General features: G+C 70.4%; 18 protein-coding genes. 6 read left to right on the top strand and 12 right to left on the bottom strand.

The annotated features are described in order from the left end of the window. Positions 1–2: 2 nt before the first annotated feature. Entirely contained in the window at positions 3–1,178 is a 1,176-nt protein-coding gene (locus F8O03_RS16350; protein WP_244296342.1) for an App1 family protein, read from the top strand. Here the strand turns inward: F8O03_RS16350 and F8O03_RS16345 are convergent. After that, complete coding sequence (locus F8O03_RS16345; protein ID WP_151424796.1) at positions 1,175–1,681, bottom strand: HtaA domain-containing protein; 507 nt, start codon at positions 1,679–1,681, stop codon at positions 1,175–1,177. The genes F8O03_RS16350 and F8O03_RS16345 overlap by 4 nt on opposite strands. 53 nt (positions 1,682–1,734) lie before the next feature. After that, a complete protein-coding gene (locus tag F8O03_RS16340; RefSeq protein ID WP_104253042.1) occupies positions 1,735–2,664 on the bottom strand; it encodes an AEC family transporter in 930 nt (309 codons plus the stop codon). Positions 2,665–2,915: 251 nt separating this feature from the next. On the opposite strand from F8O03_RS16340, the gene F8O03_RS16335 reads away from it, so the two are divergent. Continuing rightward, a complete protein-coding gene (locus F8O03_RS16335; RefSeq protein ID WP_104253043.1) occupies positions 2,916–3,260 on the top strand; it encodes a histone-like nucleoid-structuring protein Lsr2 in 345 nt (114 codons plus the stop codon). A 102-nt stretch (positions 3,261–3,362) separates the two neighbouring features. Here F8O03_RS16335 and F8O03_RS16330 read toward each other — a convergent pair whose 3' ends face one another. The 8 genes from F8O03_RS16330 to F8O03_RS16295 form a co-directional block, all read right to left on the bottom strand. Next, positions 3,363–4,205 (bottom strand): universal stress protein, encoded by an 843-nt coding sequence (locus tag F8O03_RS16330; protein ID WP_104253044.1) that lies wholly within the window; start codon positions 4,203–4,205, stop codon positions 3,363–3,365. A gap of 31 nt (positions 4,206–4,236) precedes the next feature. Continuing rightward, positions 4,237–5,409: a hydroxymethylglutaryl-CoA synthase gene (locus F8O03_RS16325; RefSeq protein ID WP_151424795.1), complete on the bottom strand. Its 1,173-nt coding sequence runs from the start codon at positions 5,407–5,409 to the stop codon at positions 4,237–4,239. 26 nt (positions 5,410–5,435) lie between these two features. Beyond that, positions 5,436–6,482 (bottom strand): hydroxymethylglutaryl-CoA reductase, encoded by a 1,047-nt coding sequence (locus F8O03_RS16320; protein WP_104253046.1) that lies wholly within the window; start codon positions 6,480–6,482, stop codon positions 5,436–5,438. Further along, entirely contained in the window at positions 6,479–7,564 is a 1,086-nt protein-coding gene (gene fni, locus F8O03_RS16315) for a type 2 isopentenyl-diphosphate Delta-isomerase (RefSeq protein WP_151424794.1), read from the bottom strand. The genes F8O03_RS16320 and fni overlap by 4 nt, the downstream gene beginning before the upstream one ends. Further along, positions 7,557–8,645, bottom strand: coding sequence for a phosphomevalonate kinase (locus F8O03_RS16310; RefSeq protein WP_151424793.1), 1,089 nt, complete (start codon positions 8,643–8,645; stop codon positions 7,557–7,559). Before F8O03_RS16310 ends, fni begins: the two co-directional genes overlap by 8 nt. Further along, a complete protein-coding gene (mvaD, locus tag F8O03_RS16305) occupies positions 8,642–9,655 on the bottom strand; it encodes a diphosphomevalonate decarboxylase (protein WP_244296341.1) in 1,014 nt (337 codons plus the stop codon). Before mvaD ends, F8O03_RS16310 begins: the two co-directional genes overlap by 4 nt. Then, positions 9,652–10,599 (bottom strand): mevalonate kinase, encoded by a 948-nt coding sequence (gene mvk, locus F8O03_RS16300; RefSeq protein ID WP_167516618.1) that lies wholly within the window; start codon positions 10,597–10,599, stop codon positions 9,652–9,654. Before mvk ends, mvaD begins: the two co-directional genes overlap by 4 nt. A 125-nt stretch (positions 10,600–10,724) precedes the next feature. After that, entirely contained in the window at positions 10,725–11,135 is a 411-nt protein-coding gene (locus F8O03_RS16295) for a VOC family protein (protein WP_151424790.1), read from the bottom strand. Between the two features lie 142 nt (positions 11,136–11,277). Here F8O03_RS16295 and F8O03_RS18165 point away from each other — a divergent pair, with 142 nt between their 5' ends. After that, the gene (locus F8O03_RS18165) at positions 11,278–11,418 is read left to right on the top strand and encodes a hypothetical protein (RefSeq protein ID WP_167516617.1); all 141 of its coding nucleotides are present in this window, start codon (positions 11,278–11,280) and stop codon (positions 11,416–11,418) included. Between the two features lie 35 nt (positions 11,419–11,453). Here the strand turns inward: F8O03_RS18165 and F8O03_RS16290 are convergent, their stop codons facing one another. Further along, complete coding sequence (locus tag F8O03_RS16290; protein WP_151424789.1) at positions 11,454–12,026, bottom strand: TetR/AcrR family transcriptional regulator; 573 nt, start codon at positions 12,024–12,026, stop codon at positions 11,454–11,456. Positions 12,027–12,095: 69 nt separating this feature from the next. Here F8O03_RS16290 and F8O03_RS16285 point away from each other — a divergent pair, with 69 nt between their 5' ends. Then, positions 12,096–12,689 carry an NAD(P)H-dependent oxidoreductase gene (locus F8O03_RS16285; protein WP_151424788.1) on the top strand — a complete coding sequence of 198 codons (594 nt, stop codon included), beginning with the start codon at positions 12,096–12,098 and terminating at the stop codon, positions 12,687–12,689. On the opposite strand, the gene F8O03_RS16280 is transcribed toward F8O03_RS16285, so the two are convergent. Beyond that, positions 12,653–15,421, bottom strand: coding sequence for a rhomboid family intramembrane serine protease (locus F8O03_RS16280; protein ID WP_151424787.1), 2,769 nt, complete (start codon positions 15,419–15,421; stop codon positions 12,653–12,655). The genes F8O03_RS16285 and F8O03_RS16280 overlap by 37 nt on opposite strands. Positions 15,422–15,540: 119 nt before the next feature. Here F8O03_RS16280 and F8O03_RS16275 point away from each other — a divergent pair, with 119 nt between their 5' ends. Together F8O03_RS16275 and F8O03_RS16270 are read left to right on the top strand one after the other, a co-directional pair. Then, positions 15,541–15,768: a hypothetical protein gene (locus F8O03_RS16275; RefSeq protein WP_104311480.1), complete on the top strand. Its 228-nt coding sequence runs from the start codon at positions 15,541–15,543 to the stop codon at positions 15,766–15,768. Positions 15,769–15,872: 104 nt separating this feature from the next. After that, positions 15,873–26,372, top strand: coding sequence for a non-ribosomal peptide synthetase (locus F8O03_RS16270; RefSeq protein ID WP_244296340.1), 10,500 nt, complete (start codon positions 15,873–15,875; stop codon positions 26,370–26,372). Positions 26,373–26,381: the final 9 nt, after the last annotated feature.

The raw sequence follows: 26,381 nt of genomic DNA, 5'->3' as shown, positions 1-26,381 counted from the left end.
GGGTGACGCCGACCTCCGACGCCCAGTCCCCGCTCGAACGCTGGCTGCTTGGGCTCAGGCCCGTGCGGGCCGTCATCGACAACGCCTTCCGAATCGAGGACCGCGTCCGCCTCGTGCGAGTCAAGCTCGTCCGGAAGCGCGGCTACCTCACCGTCCTCGAGCCCTACACGGGATACGGGACCACGACGTGGGTCCGCGCGCTCGCGCGCGTCCACATGGCCCCGCCCGGCAGCAGGCGCCGCTTCAGCCTCTCGAGGCTCCTCCGGCGCAAGCGCCGCGAATCGGTCGTCCGCGGCTGGCGGAGCTTCGCACGAGTGTCCGCCGGGAACGTGCCCGCGACCGTCATCATCGATGGCGTCAGGCACGCGGTCAAAGCCGACCGAGGCGGCATCATCGACATCAACCTGCCCGCGAGCCTCCCCCCGGGCTGGAACACCATCACCTTCGAGAGCTTCGACCGGCAGACGAGCACGGCCCCGGTCTTCATCGTGGCCGACGAACAGCGCGTCGGACTCCTCTCGGACATCGACGACACGGTCATGGTGACAGCGCTCCCCCGCCCCATGCTCGCCGCGTGGAACACCTTCGTGCTCGACGTGCACGCGCGCACCCCGACGCCCGGCATGAACGTGCTCTCCGAGCGCATCCTCACGTCCTTCGGGCGCAGCGAGACACCCGTCGTCTACCTGTCGACCGGGCCGTGGAACGTGGCTCCGACGCTTGCTCGGTTCCTCGGACGCAACCTCTACCCCGCTGGCCCGCTGCTGCTCACCGACTGGGGCCCGACCCCCGAGCGCATCTTCCGGTCGGGGCTCGACCACAAGGTGTCGAACCTCGACCGACTCGCCCGTGAGTTCCCCGACATCAAGTGGATCCTCGTGGGTGACGACGGCCAGCACGACGAGCAGATCTACGGCGAGTTCACGAGCCGCCACCCTGACCAAGTGCTCGCCATCGCCATCCGGCAGCTGTCGACGAGCGAGGCTGTCCTCGCTGGCGGCCGCGCGGCGAGCGCGCACTGGCGCAAGAACGCGCCGGTGCCGTGGGTCTACGCGCCCGACGGCGCTGGCCTTGCGAAGCAGCTCACGGAAGCGGGCATCCTGCCGGACCTGACACAGGCACCGGGGATGACGACGGACGAAGCGCCGGAAGAGACCGTCGTCACGCCCTCGGACTAGGCGCGCTCCTCGCGCGGGGACTCCGTCCGCCCGAGGGCGAGCGTGAAGTTCAACGAGTCCATCTCCGAGTACGGGCGGTACATGCCGTTGAAGACGCTCGAGCCGGCAGGGGTGAGGATCACGCGCACGCCCAGCCATTCGGCCACGTCATCGCGGACGAGCGGCGTACCGACCTCGCAGCTCGCGAAGTCGATCAGTGCACCGTCCTCACCCTGCACGACGAGCCTCGCCCCGTCGCCGTCGAAGACGAGCTGCGGGTTGCGGAACGTCACGTCGAGCATGCCTCCGTGCCCCGTGAGCCTCACCGAGCCGACGAAGCTGGCGCTGCCCACGGGCGACTCTCCAGCTAGCCAGGCGGAGTCGGTCGCGCCTCGCGGGTAGGCGAACTCCTCGTCGTCGACGAACGCCCCGCCCTCCACGCGCACGTCGCCACCCGAGCGACGCACGTACTCGACGAAGGACGACTTGATCGGCCATCGCAGTTCTCCACGCCAGAGCTCCATGCGACCAAGCTAGCCCGCCTCGAATTCGAAGCGCCAGCGCCAATCTGCGCGCGCTACTTCGACAGCAGCACGGTCACGACGAATATGACGGGAACCGAGAGGAATGTGGTGGCCAGGATCGTCTCGCGCGCGACACGCATCCCGACCCCGTAATTGCTCGCATAGGTGAAGACGTTCTGTGCGGACGGGAGCGCCGCAGTCACGACGACGATGAGCAGCGCGGCACCGTCGAGACCGAAGAGCCACGCTCCGATGAGCCATGCCAGAGCCGGGTGGATGAACACCTTGAGCACGGTGGCGACGATCGCGGGCGCACGGTCCGATTCGCGGAACGGGATGGCGTTGCCCCAGAGGGACATGCCGAACGCCAGGAGCATGGCGGGGACGCTCATGCCACCGAGGAGCTCGATGGGATCGAGCAGGAACGCCGGGATGGTGACGCCGGATGCGCTCACCGCGATGCCAGCCAGCGCCCCGATGACGATGGGATTCCGGAAGGGCCGGAGGACGATCTGCCACCACCGGAGCCGGGGCGCATCGTCGTCCCTGGATGCGATGTCGAGGAGCGTCATGAAGACCGGCCCCATGATGAGCTGCTGCCCGAGCATCACGGGTGCGACCAGAGTTGCGTCGCCGAGCACGTAGACCGCGATGGGGATGCCGAGGTTCCCGGCGTTGACGTAGCTGGCCGCCATCGCGCCGGACGTCGTCGTCCCGAGTCCCCACCTGCGCAGGGCGCCGACACCGCTGTAGATGAGCGCGACGGCGGTCATCGCGATCGCCGTGACGACGAACTGCCTGGAGTAGAGCACCTCGAGGTGCGCGTCGGCCATGAGCGTGAAGAGGAGCGCCGGAGTCGCGACGTTGAATGCGAGCTTGGACAGGCCGGTCTGCCCGGTCTGCCCGAGCACCCCGCTGCGTGCCAGGAACACGCCAACGGTCACGATGACCGCGATGACCGCGAATCCCTGAAGAACATTCATAGCTTCCGCGATCGTATCCTGCTCGCCGCTCGTGAGTGACGCCGGTGGCTGCCACCGCGGGGTCCGCCGACGAATTCACGAGGAACTCGGATGCGAACCGAAATGACTTCGGGAGACGTTTTCCCTCATCGTGTCGCGACCTAGCGCGCCGAGTGCATAGGGTGCGAACTCCCCACCAGAAGAAACCTGGATTCAAATCACCGGATAATCATCTAGCATGTCCTCGGTCTGCATTTAACGAAGGGGATCCCATGGCTCGGAAAGTCATCTACCAGCTCGTCGACGACATCGACTCGAGTTCACTCGCCGAAGGCGAAGGCGAGACGGTTCAATTCGCGCTCGACGGAACCGACTACGAGATCGATCTCTCCGACGAAAACGCCAAGAAGCTCCGCGATGCATTGGCCGACTACGTTTCGGCCGCCCGCACGGTAGCCAAGTCGCGAAAGTCGAAGTCCGCCGGTTCCGCCTCGAACCGCCCGAAGCGTGATCTCGCCGCTATCCGCGCCTGGGCTCGCGCGGAAGGACACAAGATCTCCGACCGGGGTCGTATTCCCGGTTCCATCATCGAGGACTACGAAGCAGCCACCGCGTAGGCGCGGACGCGCAAGGTCTCGCTGGCCCACCCTCCGAGACCACACGCAGGAAGAGGGCCAGACGGCGGAAGCCGCCCGGCCCTCTTGCTGTGCGGCCCGCCGTTACTTGGCGACGATCGTCGGAGTCTCGAGGTGCGCAAGGACTCCGTGGCTCACGGAGCCGAGCAGGAGCCGGGCGAAGGCCCCCCGCCCCCGGCTGCCGACGACGACCAGCGACGCTGAGTGCGCGGCGTCGAGAATGGCCATGTCCGGAATGCCCTCGACCACAACCGGGGTGATCTCAAGGTCCGGGTAGCGACCCCTCAGACCCGCGAGGGCGAGTGAGAGCGTCTCCTCGGCGGCGAGACGCAGCTCATCGAAGAAGTCACCTGTGACGATGACGCCCCCTCCGTACACATTCGGGGCATGCCAGGCATGCACGGGGATGAGGGGCTCCCCCGCGCGGCTCGCTTCCTCCGCGGCGACCGCCAGCGCGTTCTCCGACAGGTCCGACCCATCGACCCCGACGACGACGCCGCGTCGGGCCGAGAGATCGGTGTCCGGGACGACCGCCACCGGCGATTCGCTGGCAGCTGCGACGCGAACGCTGTGCGTGCCGCTCGCGCGTCCCGGTGCATCCCCACGGTTGCTGCCGACGACAAGCAGCCCGGAGGACTTCGAGAGCTCGGCGAGGGTCTCGATGACAGCGCCCGTCAGCACGACGGTCTCCACGTCGAGGCCGGCGTCGACGGAAAGCGCGGCTTCGGTCGCCTCCTGCAGGATGCGCGCCGCCGCCGCCTCCGCCTCGATCATCAGGTCCGGATTGCCGGCGCCCGCGATCCTCGGATCGACGATATGCGCGAGTCGCAGGCGTTTCCGTCCGCGTGACGCACGGGCTGCCGCCCACCGCGTCGCGACGATTCCAGGATGGTTACCAGCGACTCCGACGGTGATGTTCTCGCTCATACCCGAATGCTAACCCCGCCCACCAGTGGAATCACTGCGTAGCGGCGTACTCGCGTTTGAGGTCGCTGAACCCGGCCAGACGGAATGGGCCCGCAGTCTCGTTCGGGAGCGTGAACTCGCCCAACTCGCTCGGATCCCGACGTTCATGCCACTTCAGGTATTCCACGGCATCGATCGAAACACGATTCGCGAGCGTTGCTCGATTCTCTTCGGTTCGCAAATGCTCTCGATATCCGGGTTGAACCGTGCCGCCGAAGAACTCAGCAACGCTTCCGGAGCCGTAGCTCAGGAAGCCGATTCGCCTGCCCTCCAGGTCTTCCTCGCTGTCGAGCAGGCTCAGGAGCGCGAGGTAGATCGAGGCCGTGTACGTGTTGCCGATGACCCTGTTGTAGCGCAACGTTGGCGCGATCTGGGCGTCGAGAATGGCCGGTTCGAGGTCGCCTCCGGCTGTCTTGATGAGGTGGCGGTGCGCTTTCGAGGCCATCTTGGTAAACGGCTGGTGGTAGCAGAAGCGATGGAAGTCGCCGATCGGGAATCCGCCCTGCGCGGTGTAGTCGTTCCACGCGTTCTCCACGGCCTGGAGATAGGCGCGAATCGAGTACTTGCCGTCCACAAGCGCGGTGACCTGGCCATTCGGGCGCCAGAAGTCCATGATGTCGCTCGTGAACACCCCTGAGCCTGGCTCGATGACGACCAGGTCCGGGTCGGCCGCCACCAGCATGGCGACGGCGCCGGCCCCCTGGGTCGGCTCCCCGCTCGACCCCAGTTCGTAGCGCGCGACGTCGCTCGCCACGACGAGCACGCGTTGCCTCGGATCGCGTGCGACGAGCGCCGTGGCGAACTGCAGAGCGGCGGTGGCTGAGTAGCAGGCCTGCTTGAGCTCGACGACTCGGCAGGTGGCCGGCAGGCCGAGCAGCTGGTGCACGTACACACCGGCCGCCTTCGACTGGTCGATGCCGGTTTCCGTCGCGAACAGGACGGTGCGGATCCCCTCGGATCCGTGCCGGTCGATGATCTGCTTCGCCGCGGCCGCACCCATCGTGACGACGTCCTCGTCGGCCGCGGTGATGCTCATCCGCTCCTGGCCGATGCCGATGGTGTACTTCTCGAGCTCTGTGCCGAGCCGCTCGGCGATCACCGAGAGGTCGAGCACTCGGGACCCCGTCGCGAACGCGAGGTCGTGGATGCCGATTGGTGTTGTCATAGTGTTCGCTCGTTTCCGCGCGTCGCTCAGTTCGCGGCGCGTTCCAGCTTGAGGTGCGAGGCCATCAGCTCGCCTTGGTTCGTCTGGGCGGCCATGAGGGAGAGCTCGCCGCAGAGAACGGTTGCCGCACACAGTACGGCCAGTCGCCGAGCGTTCGCTCCGGGCTCACGATCTTCCTTGCAGCCCAGGCGTGCGAGGTTCGCCTCGATGAAATCGAGCCCCTTGCCGTTGCCGACGCTCCCGACGATGAGATTGGGCAGCGTGCAGGAGAAGTAGAGGTCCCCGTCGCGCACCTCGGCATGGGTGATGCCCTGCGAGCCTTCGACGATGTTCGCCGCATCCTGCCCCGTGGCGAGGAAGAAGCCGAGGAGCATGTTCGCGTAGTGCGCGTTGCCGGTCCGCAGCCCGCCCGCCAGCATCGTGCCGATGAGGTTCTTGCGCACATTGAGCTGCGCGATCTTCTCGGGGGTCGACCGCAGCCACCGTTCGACGGTGCGCCGCGGGAGCACGAGCTCCGTCACGACGTTCTTGCCTCGTCCCAGGATGCCGTTGACGGCCGTGGCCTTCTTGTCTGAGCAGAAGTTGCCGGAGATCGACTCGTACCGCAGCTCAGGCCAGCGGCGCAGGATGAAGTCCATGAGCCGCTCCGAGGCGAGCGTCACCATGTTGTGGCCGGAAGCGTCGCCGGTGGTGAGCTCGAACCGAAGGAAGAGCAGGTTGCCTGCGATCTGCGCGTGCAGGTCGATGAGGCGTGCGAAGCGACTGCTCGTCGCGACCACCTCCTGCAGCAGGTGCATGTGCGCCTGGATCTCGTGCAGCGCCTTGAGCGCGACTCCGGCGTCGTCAGCCTCGAAGAGCACCGAGCGGCTCATGCGCTCGTCGATCAGGGTCGCTTTGATGCCGTCCGGCACGAGCATCGACATCTTGGCGCCTCGGCCGACCGACGGCCACAGGGGCTGCTCGTAGGTCGCGAGCGGCACGAGCTGCTCACCCTCCATGACGTTTCCGGTCACGCGGACTGGGCCCACCCACTTGAGCGGAACGGGTGCGTGGTCGAGGAGCTCGGTGCTCATCGCTGTCCTTTCGATGGGAGGGTGCCGCGCCCGCGGGCTCGCGAGACGACGGCCGGGTCGATGCCGCGGGAGGCGCAGAACTCGAGGAGCGCGCCGTGGAGGATGAGCTCCTGCTGCCGCAGGGCCGCAGGGGTGGGAGCCCCGAGCATGGTCTGCAGCGCGGCGAGCTGATCCTGCCAGGAGCGGATGTGCTCGACGAGCGTCTCGAGGCCCTCCTCGACGAGCACCTCGAGGAAGTGGCCCGAGACGCCCACGGCTCGCGCGCCGAGGGCAAGCGCCCTCAAGACGTCGAGTGGCGTTCGCACGCCGCCTGAGGCGAGCAGGACGGGCGTGGGCGAAGTGCTGGCGTCTGCCTCGATGAGCGCCTCAGGGGTCGACTGTCCCCAGCCGACCAGCGACGCGTAGTCGCCCAGGCGCCGTCTGGAGTTCTCGATCTTGGCGAAGTCCGTGCCACCCCGGCCGCTGACGTCCGCGTACGACACTCCGAGCTCGGCGAGACGCGCGAGCGTCTTCGAGCTGAGTCCGAATCCGACCTCTTTGACGATGACCGGAACGCCGACGCGCTGCACGATGGCCTCGATCGCCCCCGGCCATGCAGCGAAGTCCCGGTCGCCCTCCGGCATCACGGTCTCCTGCACCGAGTTGATGTGGATCTGCAGCGCGTCCGCCTCGAGCAGATCGACGGCGTGCTGAGCATCGTCGGAGCTGACGGTGGCGTTGACGTTGGCCATGACGAACCCGTCCGGGTTCTCATCGCGGATGACGCGGAAGCTGGGTGCCGTGGCGGCATCCTTGAGATAGGCGGAGAGCGAGCCCGCGGCCATGGCGATGCCCGTCTCGCGAGCCGCAACCGCCAGGTCGCGGTTGATGGCCCCGGTGCGCTCGCTGCCGCCCGTCATGCCGTTGAGGTAGAACGGCACAGGCCAGTTGGCACCGGCGACCTCGACGGCCGTCGAGACGGACCCGCGGTCGACCCCGCCGAGGGCGTGATGCACGAAGCGCACGTCGTCGAAGTCGTTGCGCGTGATGCCCGACCGCTGCTCGAGGGCCAGGTCGACGTGCTCGTCCTTGCGGTTACCCATGTTCGCGAACTCCAACTCGACGGTGCGGTATGACGTGCAGGTCCAGGACCTCGATGCCGGCGGCGCGCCACGCGGCGTCGAGTGCCTCGTCGCGGGCCGGCGCCAACGCGATTCCGCAGTCGCCGCCACCTGCCCCCGAGGTCTTCGCCGGTATCCCGACGCCGCGTGCCGCGGCGATGAGATCCAGCAGCGCGGGGGTGCGGATGCCGATGCCGCTCAGCTCGTCCAGCGCCTCGAGGTTGTCGGCCGCGTCGCGGATGGCCAGGAGGGCGTGCTCGACGCTGTCGGCTCGGACCGCCGCGACGAGGGCCGCCGTGATCCTGTCGCTCTCGCTGAGGAAGGTTGCGTACTCGGTGCTCGAGCGCCAGTCCCCCGCGTGGAGCGTGCCGACGAGCTCGGCCGTCGAGGCTGGTGCTGAGGTCCACCCCACGTGCAGCACCATGGAACCCGGATCAGGCAGCGACTCGAGCACGAGCCCTGGCCAGGTCTCGTTCAGGCTCGCCTCGACCCCGCTCGCGCGACGCAGCTCGCGCACGGCGAGGCGGTCGGGCGACGCGTAGTGCACCCATCCCCCCAGGGTGCTCGTCGCGATGTCAGCGCACGAGGCGGCCGGGCGCAGCTCGATCGTCGCGAGGGTCGCGAGGCGGAAGACCGCGTCGTCGTCGAGGCCGAGACCGAGGTGCTCGGCGACGGCGCGCACCGTGACGACGGCCACCGCGCCGCTCGATCCGAGTCCGAACTTGCGGCCGTGCTCGTCGTCGAGCTCGCTCTCGATCTCGAGCGCGAACGGCGAGGCCTCGGTCCCCCGCTCGCGTGCGAGCTGGACCACGACGCGGATGCACTCCCGCACGAGCTCGGCACCCGGCGCGTCGATCGAGACCGAGTCGCCTCCCATGCTGACGGGCACCGGGGTCGGCCCGAAGTGCCGCGAGCGGACAGTGCTGCCATCGCCGCCTCCGGCGGCGACGAGGCGGGCGCGGATGAGCCTGGAGACTCCCACGATCACGGCGTGCCTGCCTGGTTCGACAACCGCGTACTCGCCGGTGATGAAGAGCTTGCCCGGGGCTTCGGCGACGATCACCGCGTGGCTCCGCGGGCAGCGGGGGCGTCGTCCGCGTCATCCGGACCCGAGACGGCCACACCGGGACCTGACTCGGCGATCACGAACTCGATGCCTGGAGCTGCCGCCGCGAGCGCGGCGCGGACCGCGGGGGCATCAGCGGAGCGGCACAGCGTCTTGACATTGGGTCCCGCGTCCATGGTCGCGTACGCCTCGAGGCCACCGCGACGGAGCTCTGCCACGGCATCGAGCAGCGCCATGCTGCCCGCGGTGAGGTATCGGACGGGCGGCACCGCGCCGAGCATCGCCGCGTGCATGCGGAGGGCGTTTCGCTCGGAGATCTCGCCGACCTCCGTGAAGTCGCCCCGGCGCAGCGCGTCGCGCATGAGGGCCAGCTCGGTCGGGTTCGTCTCGACCCACGGAGCGTTGTACGGCGAGGTCTCGACCGTGCGGCGCATGGCGTCCCTGCTGGAGATCGGCTTCGCCCCAGCGTTGACGATGCCGAGCACCATGGCTGCGTCGACGTGCGCGTCGCTCACGGGCTCCGCGTAGGAGCTGAGGTCGTCAGTGCCGGCGTTCCAGACGGCGAAGCCGCCGAAGATCGAACGCGAGGCGGATCCGGAGCCACGCCTGGCGAGTCGCGAGAGGTCGCGGGACGAGAGGTCGAGCCCGTACGCCGCCGCAGCCGCGGCAGCGAGGGCGGCGAAACCGGAGGCCGACGACGCCAGGCCTGCTCCGGTCGGTCCGGCGTTGCTCGTCTCGACGCACGCGCCCCGGGAGCTGCCGGCCAGCTGTCCGACATGGTCGAGGAACCTGGCCACCTTGACGGACGCCGCCTGCGGCATGGGGGCGCCGTCCTGGAGGACCTGGTGCTGCTCGCCGTCGGCCGCCAGCGTGACGGTCGTCGTGGTCGGGTAGACGGCGAGCGTCAGCGAGAGGCTCGAGGTCTGCGGGATGATCAGCGCCTCGTCGCGCTTTCCCCAGTACTTGATGAGCGCGATGTTCGGGAAGGCGACGGCGGTCGCCCTCACAGCGGGGTGCCCGTGCTGGTGATGCTCCAGGTCTGGATGGCCCCCGCGCCCTGCAGTGCGGCGGCGACCGCCGCTGCGTTGCCGCGCTCGACGACCGCCACGATGCATCCACCGAGGCCGCCGCCCGTGAGCTTCGCACCGAACGCCCCCGCCCCCACCGCGGCGGCCACGAGGTCGTCGAGAGCCGGATGGCTCACGCCAAGCCGCGAGAGCAGCTCGTGTGCGTCGGACATGCGGACGCCGAGCGAGCGAGGCGCGTTGGTCTCGAGGTCGGTGATGGCCAGGTCGGAGAGCTCTCCGAGGGTGTCGATGATGGTCATCGTCGCGTCGTGGTCGCGCTCGAGTGAGGTGCGCACGTCATCGACGGCCTGTCGCGTCGAGCCGTGCACGCCCGTGTCGGCGATCACGAAGCACGCGTCCAGCGCGACGGGAACCGGCACGGCGCTGGCGTTCTGGAACCGGATGGGCGACGGGATGGTCGTCGCCAGCGCATCGAGTCCGCTCGGCTTCCCGTGCGCTACCTGCTCCGCCAGCTGGACGAGCGCGAAGTGCTCGCCGCCGGAGAGCGTGACGTTGTGCAGTCGCGAGACAGCGTCGACGATGGCTCCGGCCGCCGCGGCGCTCGACCCGAGGCCGCGCCCGAGCGGGATGTTGCCCCGGACGGCGACCGTCAGGCCCTCGAGTTCGCCGCCGATGGCCTTGAGGGTCTCCTCGATCGCCGTGCGTGGCGCCTCGACGATCTCGGGAGCAGCAGCAAGCGGACCCGTGTAGTGATCCGACTCGAACCGGGGCTCCGTGCCCTCCCGCCACGCGGTGGCCCGCATGCGCATGGCACGAAGCGGAAGCGCGACGGCGGGCTTTCCGTAGACGACGACGTGCTCGCCGAAGAGGATGAGCTTGGCGTGCGCGCTCCCGCGCCCGACGGCTCGTCCGATTCGCGGCAACGCCGAAGTGTCGAGAGAAGCAAGCGACGTCACGTCGAAACTCGATGGCACCAGGGTCACTCACCTCGCAGTAGGTCGGCGTCAAGTGTACGGCGCAGTCAGGCTGATCGCATGCAGCGCACTCGTCAGCTTCCCAGGATGTTGATCATCCACGCGATCCCGAAGCGGTCGACGAGCATTCCGAACGTGTCGCCCCACGGCGCCTGCACGAGGGGCTGCTCGATCTCGCCGCCATCGGCGAGCTTGTCCCAGTAGCCGCGCAGCTCATCCGCCGCATCACCGCTGATGGAGATCTCGACCGTTCGTCCCGGGCTGGGCTCGATGAAGGACGGGGTGTCCGAGGCCATGATCGTGAAACCGCTCGTGGTCGTGAGCTGGCCGTGCATGATCTTCTCCGACTCGGAACCGTCCATGGGCATGCCAGAGCCACCGAAGGTGCTCATGACGAGCTCACCCCCGAACACCTCCTTGTAGTACTCGAGCGCCTCGCGCGCGTTGTCGATGAGGTGGATGTACGGGTTCAGGATGGCTGCCATGGTCCGGCCTTTCGTTCTCGCAGACGACGAGCGTCATCGCGTGGGTCGATCGTGGCACAAGCCGCCGACAATCCGACGCATCCGAGCAGCGAATCTCGCAGAACTCCTGCCTCACGACCTCCACCGCGCCGATGAGCACCCCGTGGTGGAACGCCGACGTCGCGGCCCGGCCGACGGCGCTCCACCCTGGGGCAGGACGGTGCGTGAGCCCAGCCTCGAGTCCGCGAAGGCGGAGGCGACGCGCGAACGACGGGTCGTCGGCGTCGTCGAGTCGCGGGCCTGATCCGAGTCTCACATCGAGACCATGACCGAGGCGCTTCAGCGGCGAAGCGACTCGGCGATCGCGGGCCTGATCTGGGCGCGGGTGAGGTGCCCCGCGATCACCAGGTACGCGAGCCCCTGCATGGTCGCCCAGAGGGCCGTCGCACGCGCCTCGACTCGCCCAGCGTCAGCCTCGGGGTCGAGCCCCGCCGCCGCATCGCCGAGCGTGTCCTCGAGCTGACTGATGAGCGGGGCCATGGTCTCGCTCGGGGAACCGGGCACGCAGACCTCGGGGTCGTAGATCAGCGTGAACGCGTGCGGGTTGTCGACAGCGAACTCGACGTAGGCGGCACCGAGCGCAAGCGCGCGCTCCTGCGCGTCGAGGCCTGGCGCATCCGCGGCCAGGAACTGGTCGACAAGCCGCTGCATGCTCACTTCGCCGAGCCGCTTGAAGAGTCCGGTCTTGTCGCCGAAGTGGTGGTATGGCGCGTTGTGGCTGACGTCCGCCTCTCGCGCCAGCTCGCGGAGGCTGATCGACGAGTGCGGCTTCTGCGCCAGCAGCTCGACGCCGGCTGCCTCGAGGACGGGGCCGAGGTTGCCGTGGTGGTAGGGCGCATCCGATCTTGACATGAGCAACATTGTAGCTAGGCTGACTCTCGTCACATCTTGACACTGTCCACTTCAAGGCCTGGAGCCAGCATGCACACCCTCGTCATCGACGGCCACCCCAACCCGAACTCCCTCAGCGCGGCACTTGCGAAGCGCTACGCGGACGCGCACGGCGACGCCAGGGTCCTCGCCGTGCGAGACCTCACGTTCGACCAGAACCTGCGCTTCGGCTACACCAGGCGGCAGGAGCTGGAGCCCGACCTGCAGGAGGCCTGGGCCGCGATCCAGGCGGCGGCGCGGATCGTGCTCGTCACCCCGGTCTGGTGGGGCTCCGTGCCGTCGCTGCTGCAGGGGTTCTTCGACAGGCTCCTGCTCCCTCGCATGGCCTACGACGCCTCGGGCATGCTCCCCAAGGGCCTCCTCAAGGGACGCAGCGCGCGCATCATCCTGACCGCGGACAGCCCGGGCATCTACCTTCGCCTCACCGGCAACACGCCCGTCCGCCAGCTCAAGACGCACGTGCTCGGCTTCATCGGCCTCTCGCCCATCGCGGTCACGCGCTTCTCCCCCGTCAAGACCTCGACGGCGGAGAAGCGCGTGCAGTGGCTCGACGAAGCGGCCGCGCTCGGCGAGAAGGACGCCAGACGCTACTTGCCGGCCCCGAGTCCTGCTCTGATGAGCTGACCGGTCGTCGCGGTCGGGAGGTACGCGCGGGTCAGGCCGATGCCGATGCGCGGCAGGTCGGCCTCGTCCCGGTACAGCAGGTACATGGGCTCGTACCTCGGGTTGAACTTCGTCTTGAAGTTGTGCAGCGATGAGAACCCGTAGAGCGGTTCGAGGATCTCCGAGACCTGGCTCAGCACCTGGTCGAGCGCGGTCGCCTGAGCTTCACCCGACCCGGCCAATGGTGCTCCCGACAGCGAGGCGAAGGCCGCGCCCTCATCCCGGAAGGCCATCGCCGACGAGATGATCAGGAACTCCATGACGGGCTTGAAGCCACCGTCACGTCGACGCATGAGGTCGAGCGTCCAACCCCGGACCTCGCCATCACCGCCGTACACGGGCAGCCACGAGGTGACCCCGTGCACGCTGCCGTCGTCGTCGATCGCGATGCCGAGCCGCACGGCCGGGTCGAGCGCCTCGTCGACGCCGCCGAGCGTGAAGCCCATCTCGGGCAGCCCCTTGTCGCCCACCCAGTCCTCGGAGATCGCGCGCACCTGCGCGAGCACAGCCCACGGCTCCTCGGCGAGGGTCGTCATCTTGAAGCGGATGCCTTCACGTTCGGCCCGGTTCACGGCGGAGCGGACGGGCTGCCACGGCTTGCCCTTGAGCTCGAGACCGGGGAGGTCGATGATCGTGTCCTCCGCCACCTGGACGCGCTGCCAGCTCGACGGGGCGGCGTCCACAGTCGCCTGCGTCGCCGAGAAGAACGCCGGCGTGTGCCCGGCGAGCTCGGCGCGGGAGGCGAAGTCATGGATGAGGTCGCTCAGCTCCGTCGCCGGCGCGACGGGGTCGCCGAGGGCGAGCGCGACCCCCGAGTACTCCTGGTAGGCGATATAGCCGTCCTTCTTGGGACTCATCAGGTAATGGTTTCGGGGCCAGAGCGTCATCCAGGAGATCGTGCTGCCCCCGACTCTCGGGAGGATCTCGCGGGCCTCCTCGACCGTTCCTCGCCGGTCTCCGGAGATCGAGTTCTTCGACGGGCGCACGCGCACGGCGAAGGACCTGCGGGCGACGACGAGGAAGAGCACGACGAGCACCCAGAGCAGCGATCCCGTGAAGTTCATGGTCAGACCGTCGTCGAGGCTGCCGGACGTCGCGACGTCGAGGACGATGAGCGCGAGCTCGAGCAGGTTGAAGATGCCGAGGGCGACTGCGACGATCCACGCGAAGCGCTGTCCTCTCCTGATGCCGTTCGCGACGAGGAGGATCACGACGACGTCGATCGCGACGCCGACCCAGGTCTCGGTCTCAGCGGTCGACTTGCCGAGCGGCCCGTCGAGCGTGAAGAGAGCGGCGACGACCTGCGCCGCACCGAGGCCGATGAGCGCCGTGAAGGCGATGAGGCGGTCTTCGCGCGTGCTTGTTGCGAGGCCCGTCTTGCGGTGCCGCTGCACGGCGTAGATGGTGAAGATGACGGCGACCGGGAGGAAGTGCTCGAGGTCTGCGAGGTCACCCACGTAGAGGAGGCGCAGGGAGACGAGCGCCCCGAGCGCGAGCCCCAGTCGCAGGCGCCATGGCGGTCGGAGGACCCAGACGAGGGCCGCGGTCAGTGCGGCGATGCCACCGGATGCCCCCACGTCGAGGCTGCCCGCGAGTCTGGTCGCCCATTCCCACCCGGTCGGGGCGAGCGCGGCGACGATGGCGAGCGTGCCGAGCACGGCGAGCGCCTGACCGGCGAGGAAGACCAGAGCGGTGCGCTTCCAGCCGAAGCGGAACTCGAAGACTCCGCCGACGATGAGCAGCTGCACGATGAGGAGCGCGTAGTGCCAGGCGCCGTTGCCGAGCAGAGACCCCGTGATGGGAGTCCACCACATGCCAGCCTGGAGCGGCGGCAGCCCGAAGGCCACGTCCCCGTACCAGGGTTGCGCTCGTGACAGGTGCCACATCGCGCCGGTGGCGACGCCTCCGACGATGAGGACGAGGACGAGGATGGTCGTGAACGGAGCACGACGAGCGAACGTGACGAGCGGGCGGACAGCCGCCCCGACTGCGTCGCGGACGGCGGCGCCTCCAGGGGCGGTCTGCTGCGCATCCTGGGCGGCGGGGATGAGCAGGTCGAGCTCCTGCTCGGTCTCGCTGCTCGCATCCGCCCCCTCAGGTCGGTTGCGCGCTCGGTACACGACGACCGCGACGATGACGATGACCACGACGACGGCGACGGCGAGCGCGGCCCAGCCGAACGCGTGGATGAGCGCGAGAGCGCTCTTCCCGAGGGCGACGGTGATGGCGGTGACACCGGCCGCCCAGGCGACGCCGCCGAGGGCGTTCGCGACGAAGAAGCGTCCGTACGGCATGGCCATGGCACCGGCGAGGGGGCCCGCGAAGACGCGGAGCAGCGCGATGAAGCGACCGAAGAAGACGGCGTACGCGCCCCATTTCTGCATGAGCCCGACGGCGGCGTTGATCCGCGCGACGCTGAAGTGCTTCGGGAAGCGCTGCGAGAGGTAGCGCAGCAGGCGCGCGCCCCAGCGCTTGCCGATGTAGTAGCCGATCGAGTCGCCCAGGATGGCGCCTGCGGCCGCAGCGGCGGCGAGCAGCCACGGGTCGATTCCCGCGTTGGCGAGGCTCATGATGACCGCGGCGATGAGCACGCTCTCGCCAGGGAGGGGCAAGCCGAGACTCTCGAGCGTGACGATGACGGCCACGAGGAGGACAACGAGCAGCGGGGGGATAGCTATCAGCCAGTCGAACACGCGTTCAGGCTAGCTGTGAAACGGCCGAGAGGGCCCGCATTGTTGCCAAACCGCCGCCAGATGGGTTCCGAACGACTCCTGTGACCAACCAGGCACACAGCGAACTGAGGAGCAAGACAATGAAGAAGACGACGACGCGCACCATCGCCAGCCTCTCCACGGCCGCGGCCCTCTCTCTCGGCGCAGTCGCCCTGACGGCCGCCCCCGCGAGCGCAGCCGACCTCGCACCCGCGAGCTCCGTCTCGACGACGGCGAGCGGCGCGCTCATCAACGGCCCCCTCATCGACGGCCCCCTCATCGACCTCGGCGGTCTCCTCAACTCCCTGCAGATCGGCCAGTTCCAGTAGCGGCCGCGCCTCCGTCTGAGGGAGGCCAGCAGCGGCGACCAGCCGCAGCACAGCAGGAGACCAGGTGCCGAGGGAGACCTCGGCACCGCTATGAGGAGCGCACAGTGACGAAGGCCACCCAGCAGACGCAGACCAGTCAGCAGACCCCGAGCGGCCAGCAGGCCCCGAGCAGCCAGTGGGCCGAGAGCCGCCAGCACGGTGACGGAGCGGTGGCGGATCGCCTCCGCCTCACCCCGGCGCAGCTCGGCATCTGGTACGCCCAGCAGCTGGATCCCGACAACCCGAGCTACCAGATCGGTCAGTACCTGGACCTCCGGGGGCAGCTCGACGAGCGCCTGCTGCGCATCGCGTTCACCAAGACCGTGGCGGACCTGGACGCGATGAGCCTCGTGCTCGCCGAGGACGGCGACGGACCGTACGCTGTCATCGAACGCCCATCGCCCACCGCGGACCTCCTCTCGGTGACGGACCTGCGCGAGCACGGCGAGGAGGCGGCCGTCGAGGTCGCCCTCGAGCGCATGGACCGCGAGCTCGAGACGCCCAGGTCGATGACGGGACGCGACCTGCTCGGCACGACCCTGTACCGGGTCGCGGACGCTCGCTGGCTGCTCTTCCAGCGTGTGCACCACGTGCTCCTCGACGGCTACTCCGCCGTCGTGGGCCTCCGCTACCTCGCCGGCGCGTACACCCGGCTCGAGAGGAGCGCCCCTCGCGGAGTGCTCGGCGCCCTGCTCGCCGGCCCGATCGCGCACCTCGCCGCGCGCACCGCGTCTCCCCTTCCCGGACTGCCCGAGCTGCAGGCCCACCTCGACGAGTACGCGGTCTCCGATCAGCACGCGGCCGACGCCGACTACTGGCGGGAGCAGCTCGCCGACGACAGCGTCGTGACCGGGCTCGAGGGAACCACCGGCCGGGCGGCCAGGCACGTCGTGCGCGTGTCGACGAGCATCCCGGACGCCGACGCCCGGCGCCTGCGCGCGCTCGGTCGCGACATGCCGAAGACGGCGGTCGGGCTGGTCGCCCTCTACCTGTCGAAGATGACCGGCCAGGTTCGGGTCTCACTCGGCCTCCCCGTCACGGCGAGGCGCGGGAAGGTCGCGAAGACCACCCCGTCCATGCTGTCGAGCATCCTGCCCCTGCGCGTCGACGTCGCCCCGGGGCTGAGCCTCTCCGAGGTCATCGCCAACGCCGGCAACGCCGTGCGCGGCGCCGTCGCGCACCAGCAGTTCCGGGTCGAGGAGGTCGCGCAGACGCACACCCTCGCCGGCCCCTCCGTCAACCTGCTCCCCGTCATCGACGAACTCGTCTTCGGCCGCGCCCGCGGCACCGTCAACATCCTCTCGACCGGTCCGGTGCACGACCTGTCGGTCGTCATCTCCGGGCTGACGAGCGAGGCCGCCGCGCCAACGCTCCAGCTCGAGGGCGACGCCGAGCTCTACACGGCCGAGGTCCTCGGCGAGCACGCGGGACGGATGCTCGAGCTGCTCTCGCAGGTGCTCGACGAGCCCAGGACAACCACCGTCACGGACGCCAACGTGGTGCGAGCGGACGAGATCGCCGGACTCCTCGAGCAGGGCTCCGGCGACGACGTGCCGATCGGCCAGGAGTCGGTGCTGCGCGCGTTCTCGAAGGTCGCCGCGGTCCGCGACACGGCTCCCGCGGTCGTCGCAGCTGACGGCACGCTCACCTTCTCGGAGCTCGACGAGCTCTCCACCCGCCTCGCGCACCACCTCGTCGGCGAGGGCGTCGGTCCCGGGCGAACGGTGGCGGTGCGCATCGAGCGCAGCAAGCACCTCCCGATGCTCGTGCTCGCCGTGCTCAAGGCTGGCGGCGTCTACGTCCCCCTCGACCCCGAGTACCCCATCGACCGCGTCGGCAACATGATCGAGGACGCGTCGCCCGCGCTCCTGCTGACGAGCAGGGCCCAGGAGCAGCGCGACCTCGCCGATGGCGCATCCTGGCGCGTCGCGACCCTGCCGATCGACGCCGACACCTCCATCGCCTGGCGCAAGCGGTCCGCCGACCCGAGCGGTCTCGCGCCCGTCTCCCCCTCCGAGCTCGCCTACGTCGTCTTCACCTCGGGAAGCACCGGACGCCCCAAGGGCGTCGGGGTGGACCGCCTCGCGCTGCGCAACCTCTTCGAGCACCACCGCGCCGAGATCTTCGACCCGGCAGCCGAGCGCCTCGGTCGGCCCGTGAGGGTCGCCCACACGGCCGGCCTCTCGTTCGACGCCGCGTGGGACCCGCTGCTGTGGCTCTTCGCCGGCCACGAGCTGCACCTCATCGACGACGACGTGCGCCGCGACCCGCAGCGCCTCGCCGCGTACCTCGCCGAACAGGACATCGACGCGATCGAGACGACCCCGTCGTTCGCAGAGGCGCTCATCGCGGGCGGCCTCTTCGAGCAGGACAGGTACCCGACCGAGATCGCGCTCGGCGGGGAAGCCGTCGGGCCCGCCCTCTGGGACGCGCTCGCGGCCCAGCCGGACGTCTCCGCCCTCAACCTCTACGGCCCCACCGAGACGACCGTCGACAGCCTCATCGCGCCCATCGTGCAGGGCTCGGAGCCGCACATCGGCAGCTCGGTGCGCAACACGCGCCACTACCTCCTCGACGCCTCGCTCACCCCGGTGCCGGCAGGCGCCATCGGCGAGCTCTACCTCGCCGGCGCCAACGTCGCGTCCGGCTACGTCGGCCAGCCCGGCCTCAGCGCCGAGCGCTTCCTCGCCGACCCGTTCGCCGGCGACGGCACCAGGATGTACCGCACGGGCGACGTCGTCCGTCGCCGTCGCAGCGGCTCGCTCCGCTTCCTCGGCCGCATCGACGAGCAGGTGAAGATCCGCGGCTACCGGGTCGAGCTCGCGGAGGTCGAGGCCGCGCTGCGCAGGCAGCCGGGAGTCTCAGCCGCCGCCGCGATCGTCGTGGGCGACGGCGCATCCGCACGCATCGTGGGATACGTGACCGGCGAGCGCCAGCAGGTGGACCTCGCCGCGCAGACGAAGGCGGCACTCGCCGCCGACCTGCCCGGCTACATGGTCCCGAGCAGCGTGCTCGCCCTGAGCGAGCTGCCCATGACCCCGAACGGCAAACTCGACCGGCGGGCGCTGCCCGCCCCAGAGCAGCGCCCGAACGACCCGGTGCAGCAGCCGCGCACCCGCGCCGAGCGCGTCACCGCAGAGGCCTTCGCCGACGTGCTCGGCATCGCATCGATCGGCGTCGACGAGGACTTCTTCGGCGCGGGCGGCCACTCCCTGCTCGCCACCAAGCTCGCCTCGCAGCTCACGGAGCGCCTCGACCGTCAGATCACGGTGCGCGACGTCTTCGAGCGCCCGACCGTCGCGGGTCTCGCCGCGCTCGACGACGACGACAGCACCGACTCCGCCCGCGCCCTCCCCCTGGCCCCGACGCCCCACGGCGACGAGCTCCAGGTCTCCCTCGCCCAGCGGCGCCTGTGGTTCCTGAACAGCCTCGAGCCAGGCTCCAGCGCCTACAACATCCCCATCGTGCTGCACCTCGAAGGCAGGCTCGACGAGGCGGCGCTCCGGGCCGCCTTCCGGGACATCGCAGAGCGCCACGAGCCGCTGCGCACCGTCTTCCCCTACGTCGATGGTGAACCGAGGCAGCGCATCCTCCCGATCGACGCCGGCGCCCCCGCCTTCACCTCCGTCGAGGTGCCAGAAGATCGGGTGGACGACATCGTCCGCCAGGAGTCGCTGCGCCCCTTCGACGTGACCCGCGAGGTGCCGCTGCGCGCCGTCCTCCTGCGCACCTCGCCGACGAACCACGTGCTCGTCGCGACGATGCACCACATCGCCTCGGACGGCTGGTCGCTCGCCCCCTTCGCCGCCGACCTCTCCGCGGCCTACTCGAGCCACGTCGCGGCGGCCGCCGGCGAGAGGCGCGCCTCGCCCGACGAGGTGCTGCCAGAGCTCCCCGTCTCCTACGCCGACTACACGCTGTGGCAGCGGGAGTCGCTCGGCTCCGAGGACGACCCCTCGAGCGCCATGAGCACGCAGCTCGACTTCTGGCGGCGCACGCTCGCCGACGCACCCGACGAGATCGCCCTGCCTCGAGACCGCGAGCGCGGCGCACGGCCGAGCGACATCGGCCACCTCGCCTTCGAGCTGGACGCGGAGCGCCACCTCGCCCTCCGCGAGGTCGCGGCGAGGCACCGGACGAGTCTCTTCATCGTCCTGCACGCGGCAGTCGCCGCGGCGCTCGGCCAGCACGGAGCCGGCAAGGACATCGTCGTCGGCACCCCGGTGGCCGGACGCGTGGACCCGAAGCTCGAGCGACTCGTCGGGTTCTTCGTCAACACGGTCGCGCTGCGCACCTCGCTCGAAGGCAACCCGACGCTCGGCGAGCTCATCGAGCGTGTGCGCGTCGGCAACACCGAGTCCTACGCCCACCAGGACGTGCCCTTCGATGCCGTCGTCGATGCCCTCCGGCCGCCGCGAGTGGCCGACCGCCACCCCGTCTTCCAGGTGCTCCTCACGCTCCAGAACACCGAGTCGGCGAAGCTCGACCTCGGCGAGGTCGTCGTGACCGTCCCGAGCCAGGTCACGACCGCCGGCGTCAAGACCGACCTCATGCTCGACTTCTCGACCCCGGCCGGCGACGCAGGCCCGCTCGAAGCCGCCCTCGCCTACGACCTCGCGCTCTTCGACGAGTCGACGATCGGGCGGATGCGCGACACGGTCGACCGCATGCTCTCCGCAATGATCGACACCGTCGAGCGCCCCCTCTCCGACCTCCCGGCCCTCGACCGGGAGACCCAGCAGCGGATCGACGCGCAGGCCCACGGCGAACGCCTGCCGGTGGACGGGACCATCCTCGATGAGCTCGCCACGAGCATCCGCCGCCTCCCAGGAGAGCTGGCCCTCGAGGACGACGCCGAACGCCTCACCTTCGCCGAGCTCGGCGAGCGCATCGACGCCGCGGCCCGTGGCCTCGTCGCCTCTGGCGTTCGCCCGGGAGACCGAGTAGCCATCGCCCTGCCTCGCTCCGGCGACGCCGTGACGCTCGTGCTCGCCGCGCTCCGCAGCGGCGCCATCGCGGTGCCCGTCGACATCGACTACCCGGATGCCCGCATCACGCAGATCCTCGACGCCAGCACCCCCGTTCTGCTCGTCGCGGCCGACGAGGCGCGCCTCAGCTCCCTCGCCGGCTCCACCCGGACTCGGACCGTCGACCCCACCTCGCTCGTCGAGCTCGGCTCCGGCGAGTCGGAGCTCGACCTGCCCGCCCCGCCGCTCCCCGAGCAGCCCGCCTACCTCGTGTTCACGTCCGGCACCACCGGTGCCCCCAAAGGCGTCCAGGTGCCGCACTCCGCCCTCGCGAACGTCCTCGCGCAGCACCTCCACGCGATGATCTCCCCACTCCTCGAGGTCCTCGGCGGGCGCCCCCCGCGCGTGCTGCACGTGGCCGGCCTCGGCTTCGACGCCGCCTGGGACCCGATCCTCTGGCTCGCCGCGGGGTCGAGCCTCCTGATGGCGTCCGACGCCACGCGGCGCAATGCCGACGAACTGGTGCAGCGCGTGTCCGGTTCCTCGATCGACGTGCTCGAGACGACGCCGTCGTACGTGCGCCAGCTCATCGGCACCGATCTCCTCGCGCAGAGCGCCGAACGCGAGACTCCGCTGCTCGTCGCCCTCGGCGGAGAGGCCGTCTCGGCCGACCTGTGGGACGCCCTGCTCCGCGCGGACGGAGTCGAGGCATGGAACCTCTACGGCCCGAGCGAGTTCGCGGTGGACTCCGTCGTGACCCGCCTGACCGAGCCGGGAGGGGTCCGCATCGGCCGCCCGGTCGCCAACGTGACCGCTCGTGTGCTCGACGACTACCTTCGCGACGTGCCGGACGGCGTGCCGGGTGAACTCCACCTTGCTGGCGCCTCCGAGGCCCACGGCTACCTGGGACGCGCCGCCGAGACGGCGAGCGCCTTCATCGCCGACCCCTCGGGAGACGGCACCCGCCTCTACCGGACCGGCGACATCGTCCGCCGCCACCCCTCCGGCGAACTCGAGTTCCTCCGACGGGACGACGACCAGGTGAAGCTCCGCGGCTACCGCATCGAACTCGGCGACGTCGAGCGCAGCCTCGAGCGCACGCCAGGCGTCGAGGCCGCCGTCGCGACGATCCACGCTCCGGCAGGTCCGGACAGCGCGAGGCTCGTCGCCTGGGTCGCCGGGGCAACCGACGCCGACGCCGTCCTCTCGCTCGCCCGCGCCGAGCTGCCCGACTATATGGTTCCTGCCACCGTCACGGTGCTCGAGCGGCTCCCGCTGACCCCGAACGGCAAGGTCGACGTCGCCGCGCTCCCCGCGCCGGAGTCGGCAGCAGGATCCCGCACGCCCGAGACGGTCGACGAACGCAGCATGTGCGAGGCGTTCGCCGCCGTCATCGGCCTCGAGGAGGTCGGCCTCGACGACGACTTCTTCCGGCTCGGAGGGCACTCCCTGCTCGCCGTGGCGCTCGCCGGTGAGCTGCGCCAGCGCTTCGGCGCCGCCCCTCCCCTGCGCGCGATCTTCGACGCCCCCACGCCGGCCGGCCTCCTCGCCGTGCTCGGCCGCGCGGGCGAGCACCCGGTGGCCGGACCGGCCGACGGGCCGAGCTCGCGTCCACCGCTCCACGAGTGGACCGCGGCCAACCCGCGCGTCGACGGCGAGCCCCTGCCGCTCTCACCCGGCCAGGCGCGCCTCTGGTTCCTGAACCAGCTCGCCCCCGAATCCGGCGACTACAACGTCGTGCTCAGCGCTCGCCTCGACGGCGACCTCGACCTCGAGGCGCTGTCCGGCGCCGTCGACGACCTCGTCGCGAGGCACGAAGTGCTGCGCACCACGTACCCCGAAGTCGATGGGGCTCCGGTGCAGCGCATCCACGAACCCGCTGCCGGTGTGCTCCAGCACGAGCCGGTCGACGCATCGGCCGGCTTCGACCTGACGAGCCAGCTTCCCCTGCGCGCAGGCCTGACTCCCGCCGGCGACGACTCGTGGCTGCTCGAGCTCGTCCTCCACCACATCTCCACCGACGGCGCCTCCCTCGCGCCGCTGGCGCACGACCTCGCCACGGCCTACACGGCACGTCGCAGCGGCTCGGTGCCGCTCCAGCGCCCGCTGCCCGCTCAGTTCGCCGACTACGCCCGCCTGATCCAGGCGAGCGGGGCACCAGCGGATGAGGCAGACCAGGTCGCGGCGTGGACCGACCACCTCGAAGGTGCCCCGTCGGTGCTGCAGCTCCCCGCCGACGGCACGCGGACCGCGCAGACCGCGCAGCCGGCCGGCCAGCTCGAATTCAGCGTCCCCGCAGAGGTCGCGAGCGCGCTCGGCTCCGTCGCAGCGGGCCGGTCGGCGAGCGCCTTCCACGGCTGGCTCGGCGCGATCGCCGGCTTCCTCGCACGGACCGGTGCCGGCACGGACCTCGTCATCGGGGCCCCCTCCGCCGGCCGGCAGGACGCCGACCTCAGCGACCTCGTCGGATTCTTCGTCAACACGCTGCCACTCCGGGTGCGGCTCGGCGACGAGGCGACGCTGGCCGATGCCGTCGAGGCGGCACGCACGGCCGCGCTCTTCGGCATCGACCACGAGCAGGTGCCGTTCGAGCGCATCGTCGAGGCGATGGCCCCGGAGCGTGTCCTCGGACGCCACCCGCTCTTCCAGACGATGCTCGCGGTCGAGGAGCACAGCGCGCTCCCCCTCGCCCTGCCGGGCGTCGCCGTCACCCCGGTCGCTCCGGAGAGCACGGGCGGCGCGAAGTTCGACCTGTCCTTCACGCTGCGGGGTGCGGAGGCCGGCGCCGACGTGCCGGGCGTGCTCGAATACAACTCGGCGCTCTTCAGCGCAGCCGCGGCCAGCGGCCTCGTCGAACGGCTCCTCGGCTACCTCGCGGCGGCCACCGCGACACCGGATGCGCCCCTCGAGACGATCCAGGTGCCAGGGACGCCAGGACGCCTGCATGCCTGGCCCCTTCGGGCGGAGAGTGACGGCGGCACGAGGTCCGAGCCGAGCACCGTGCTCGACGCCTTCGCCGCCTCGGCCGCGCGCACGCCCACGGAACTGGCGGTCGTGGCCCCGGACGCGGAGCTCGACTTCGGCGCGCTCACAGCTCGCATCGACCGGCTCGCTGGCGCGCTCCGCCGACGCGGCGCGGGCCGCGGCGACGTCGTCGCCTACCGCCTGCCGCGCTCGGTCGACACGGCCGCCGCACTGCTCGCCGTGTGGCGGGCGGGCGCCGTCGCCATGCCGATCGACCCCGAGTACCCGAGCGAGCGCGTCGACGCGATGCTCGCGGCCGCAGATCCGGCCGTCGTCCTCGACGGCGGACTCGAGGAGCTCCTGGCTGACGGCACCGCGGAGTCCGAGACCGCAAGATTCCCCGACGTGTCGCTCGACGACCCCGCGTACCTGATCTTCACCTCGGGAACGACCGGCGTGCCGAAGGGCGTGCAGGTTCCCCACCGCGCCCTCGCGAGCCTGCTGCGGAGCCACCGCTCGACCTTCATGCCGGACTCGGCGACGCGGCGAATCCGCGTGGCGCACACCACGGGCGTCGGCTTCGACGCCGCCATGGACCCGATCCTGTGGCTCGCGAGCGGACACGAGCTGCACGTCGTCGCCGACGACGTGCGTCGTGACCCCGAGGCGCTCGTGCAGCTGTTCGCGGATCGGCGCATCGGCGCGTGGGAGACCACCCCGAGCTACGTCGAGGCGCTCATGACGCAGACGCGGCTCGAGAGCTGGCTCGACTCCCTCCCCGACGCCGACGGGTTCACGATGCTGCTCGGAGGCGAAGCGATCACCGCTGAGCTGTGGACCTGGCTGCGTGGACGCGCGACGGTTGGCGCGTGGAACCTCTACGGCCCGACGGAGGTCGGCGTCGACTCGATGCTCGCCGAGGTCGGCGAGACGGCAGCCCCCTCGCTCGGGGCGACGACGGGTGACGTCGTCGGCTACGTGCTCGACGCACACCTGCGCCCCAGCCCCGTGGGCAGCGTCGGCGAGCTCTGGCTCGCCGGCACCCAGCTCGCCGACGGCTACACGGGCCGGTCGGAGGCCACCGCAGAGCGCTTCGTCGCCGACCCGTTCGCCCGCGACGGCAGCCGCATGTACCGCACGGGCGACCTCGTCGTCGTGCGGGATGCGCTCGACGGCGAACCGAGCCGAGTCGTGTCGCTCGGCCGCAGCGACGCCCAGCTCAAGATCCGCGGCCACCGCGTGGAGCCCGAAGAGCTGGCGCGGGTGATCGGCGCCCAGCCTGGCGTCGCCAACGCCGTGGTCCTGCCCGTCGAATCGGCCGGGCAACTCGCGCTCGGCGCGTGGATCGTGCCGAGCGAGCCCGGCATCGCGGACGGCGAGCCGGTCGCAGACGGCGAGGCCCGAGCGCAGCTCGCGAGCCGAGTGCTCGGTGCCGTGCGCGGCGCGGTGCCCGACTACATGCATCCCGTGGGCCTCGAGCTCATCCCGAGCATCCCCCTCACCCCGAACGGAAAGCTCGACCGGGATGCGCTGCCGCGGTTCCAGGCGACGGGCGGTGCAGGTCGCGAGCCGAGCACGCGGGCCGAGCTGGCGGTCGCGGCGGCCTTCGCCGAAGTGCTTGACGTCGAGGATGTGCGGGCTGACGACTCGTTCTTCGCGCTCGGCGGCCACTCGTTCGTGGCGCAGCCGACCATCCGCGCCATCAACGTGGCTCTCGGCACCGAGCTGCCCGTGCAGGCCATGTTCCAGGCACCCACCGTCGAGGGGCTCGCTGCCCTCGCCAGCAGCGGAGGCGGCGACATCGCGGAGAGTCTCCGGACGATCCTGCCGTTGCGGCCAGCCCGCGAGGACGGCTCCCCGGTTCCCCAGGAACCGCTGTTCGCCGTGCACCCGGCCAGTGGGATCTCCTGGAAGTTCGCCGGGCTGCTCGCGCACCTCGACGGCGACCGCCCGCTCTACGGCCTCCAGCTGCCGGGCATCGCCCCGGACGACGGGGAGCAGACCGACCACGAGACGCTCGCCGAGCTGCTCGACGAGTACGTGGACGCGATGAAGACGGTGCAGCCGGACGGCCCCTACCGGCTCGTGGGCTGGTCGTTCGGCGGCCGCCTCGCCCAGCACCTCGCCACCCACCTGCAGCACCGCGGCGACGAGGTCGCGCTCCTCGCGATCCTCGACGCGTACCCGACCGAGCACTCCTCGGTCGCGGGCGTGGATGGCGGCGACCGCATGTGGCGTGCCTTCCTCGATGCGAACGAGGTGGAGGCGCCAGCCGACGAGCTGGATGCGGATGCCGTCCGCGCCCTGCTCGCAGGGGCAGGCAATCCGCTCGCGGACATTCCTTCGGCCAGCATCGAGCGGATGGTGCGGGGCTTCCTGCGCGTGGGCGCCCTCCTCGACACGACACCCGTGCCGACCTTCCACGGTGACCTGCACGTCTTCGAGGCGAGCGTCGATGTCCCGGCCGACAGGCCCGGCCCCGACGCCTGGGCGCCGCACATCACCGGCACGGTGACCTCGAGCCCAGTGCAGGCGCGCCACTCCGCGCTCCTCGACGAACCCGCCCTGCGCGAGGTCGCTCCGGAGCTCGACCGCCTCATGTCGGATTCACACGCGCGATTCCCCAACCGATAGCGAACGGGC

This window comes from Pseudoclavibacter terrae (genome assembly GCF_008831075.1).
GTDB lineage: Bacteria > Actinomycetota > Actinomycetes > Actinomycetales > Microbacteriaceae > Pseudoclavibacter > Pseudoclavibacter terrae.
This window is presented reverse-complemented; position numbering and strand designations above follow the sequence as displayed.

Excerpts from the sequence above, each read along its gene's own strand:
- F8O03_RS16320 (WP_104253046.1), bottom strand. The coding sequence starts at position 6,482 with ATGAGCACCGAGCTCCTCGACCACGCACCCGTTCCGCTCAAGTGGGTG.
- F8O03_RS16295 (WP_151424790.1), bottom strand. The coding sequence starts at position 11,135 with ATGGCAGCCATCCTGAACCCGTACATCCACCTCATCGACAACGCGCGC.
- F8O03_RS16345 (WP_151424796.1), bottom strand. The coding sequence starts at position 1,681 with ATGGAGCTCTGGCGTGGAGAACTGCGATGGCCGATCAAGTCGTCCTTC.
- F8O03_RS16330 (WP_104253044.1), bottom strand. The coding sequence starts at position 4,205 with ATGAGCGAGAACATCACCGTCGGAGTCGCTGGTAACCATCCTGGAATC.
- F8O03_RS16325 (WP_151424795.1), bottom strand. The coding sequence starts at position 5,409 with ATGACAACACCAATCGGCATCCACGACCTCGCGTTCGCGACGGGGTCC.
- F8O03_RS16285 (WP_151424788.1), top strand. The coding sequence starts at position 12,096 with ATGCACACCCTCGTCATCGACGGCCACCCCAACCCGAACTCCCTCAGC.
- fni (WP_151424794.1), bottom strand. The coding sequence starts at position 7,564 with ATGGGTAACCGCAAGGACGAGCACGTCGACCTGGCCCTCGAGCAGCGG.
- F8O03_RS16335 (WP_104253043.1), top strand. The coding sequence starts at position 2,916 with ATGGCTCGGAAAGTCATCTACCAGCTCGTCGACGACATCGACTCGAGT.
- F8O03_RS16275 (WP_104311480.1), top strand. The coding sequence starts at position 15,541 with ATGAAGAAGACGACGACGCGCACCATCGCCAGCCTCTCCACGGCCGCG.
- F8O03_RS16290 (WP_151424789.1), bottom strand. The coding sequence starts at position 12,026 with ATGTCAAGATCGGATGCGCCCTACCACCACGGCAACCTCGGCCCCGTC.
- F8O03_RS16340 (WP_104253042.1), bottom strand. The coding sequence starts at position 2,664 with ATGAATGTTCTTCAGGGATTCGCGGTCATCGCGGTCATCGTGACCGTT.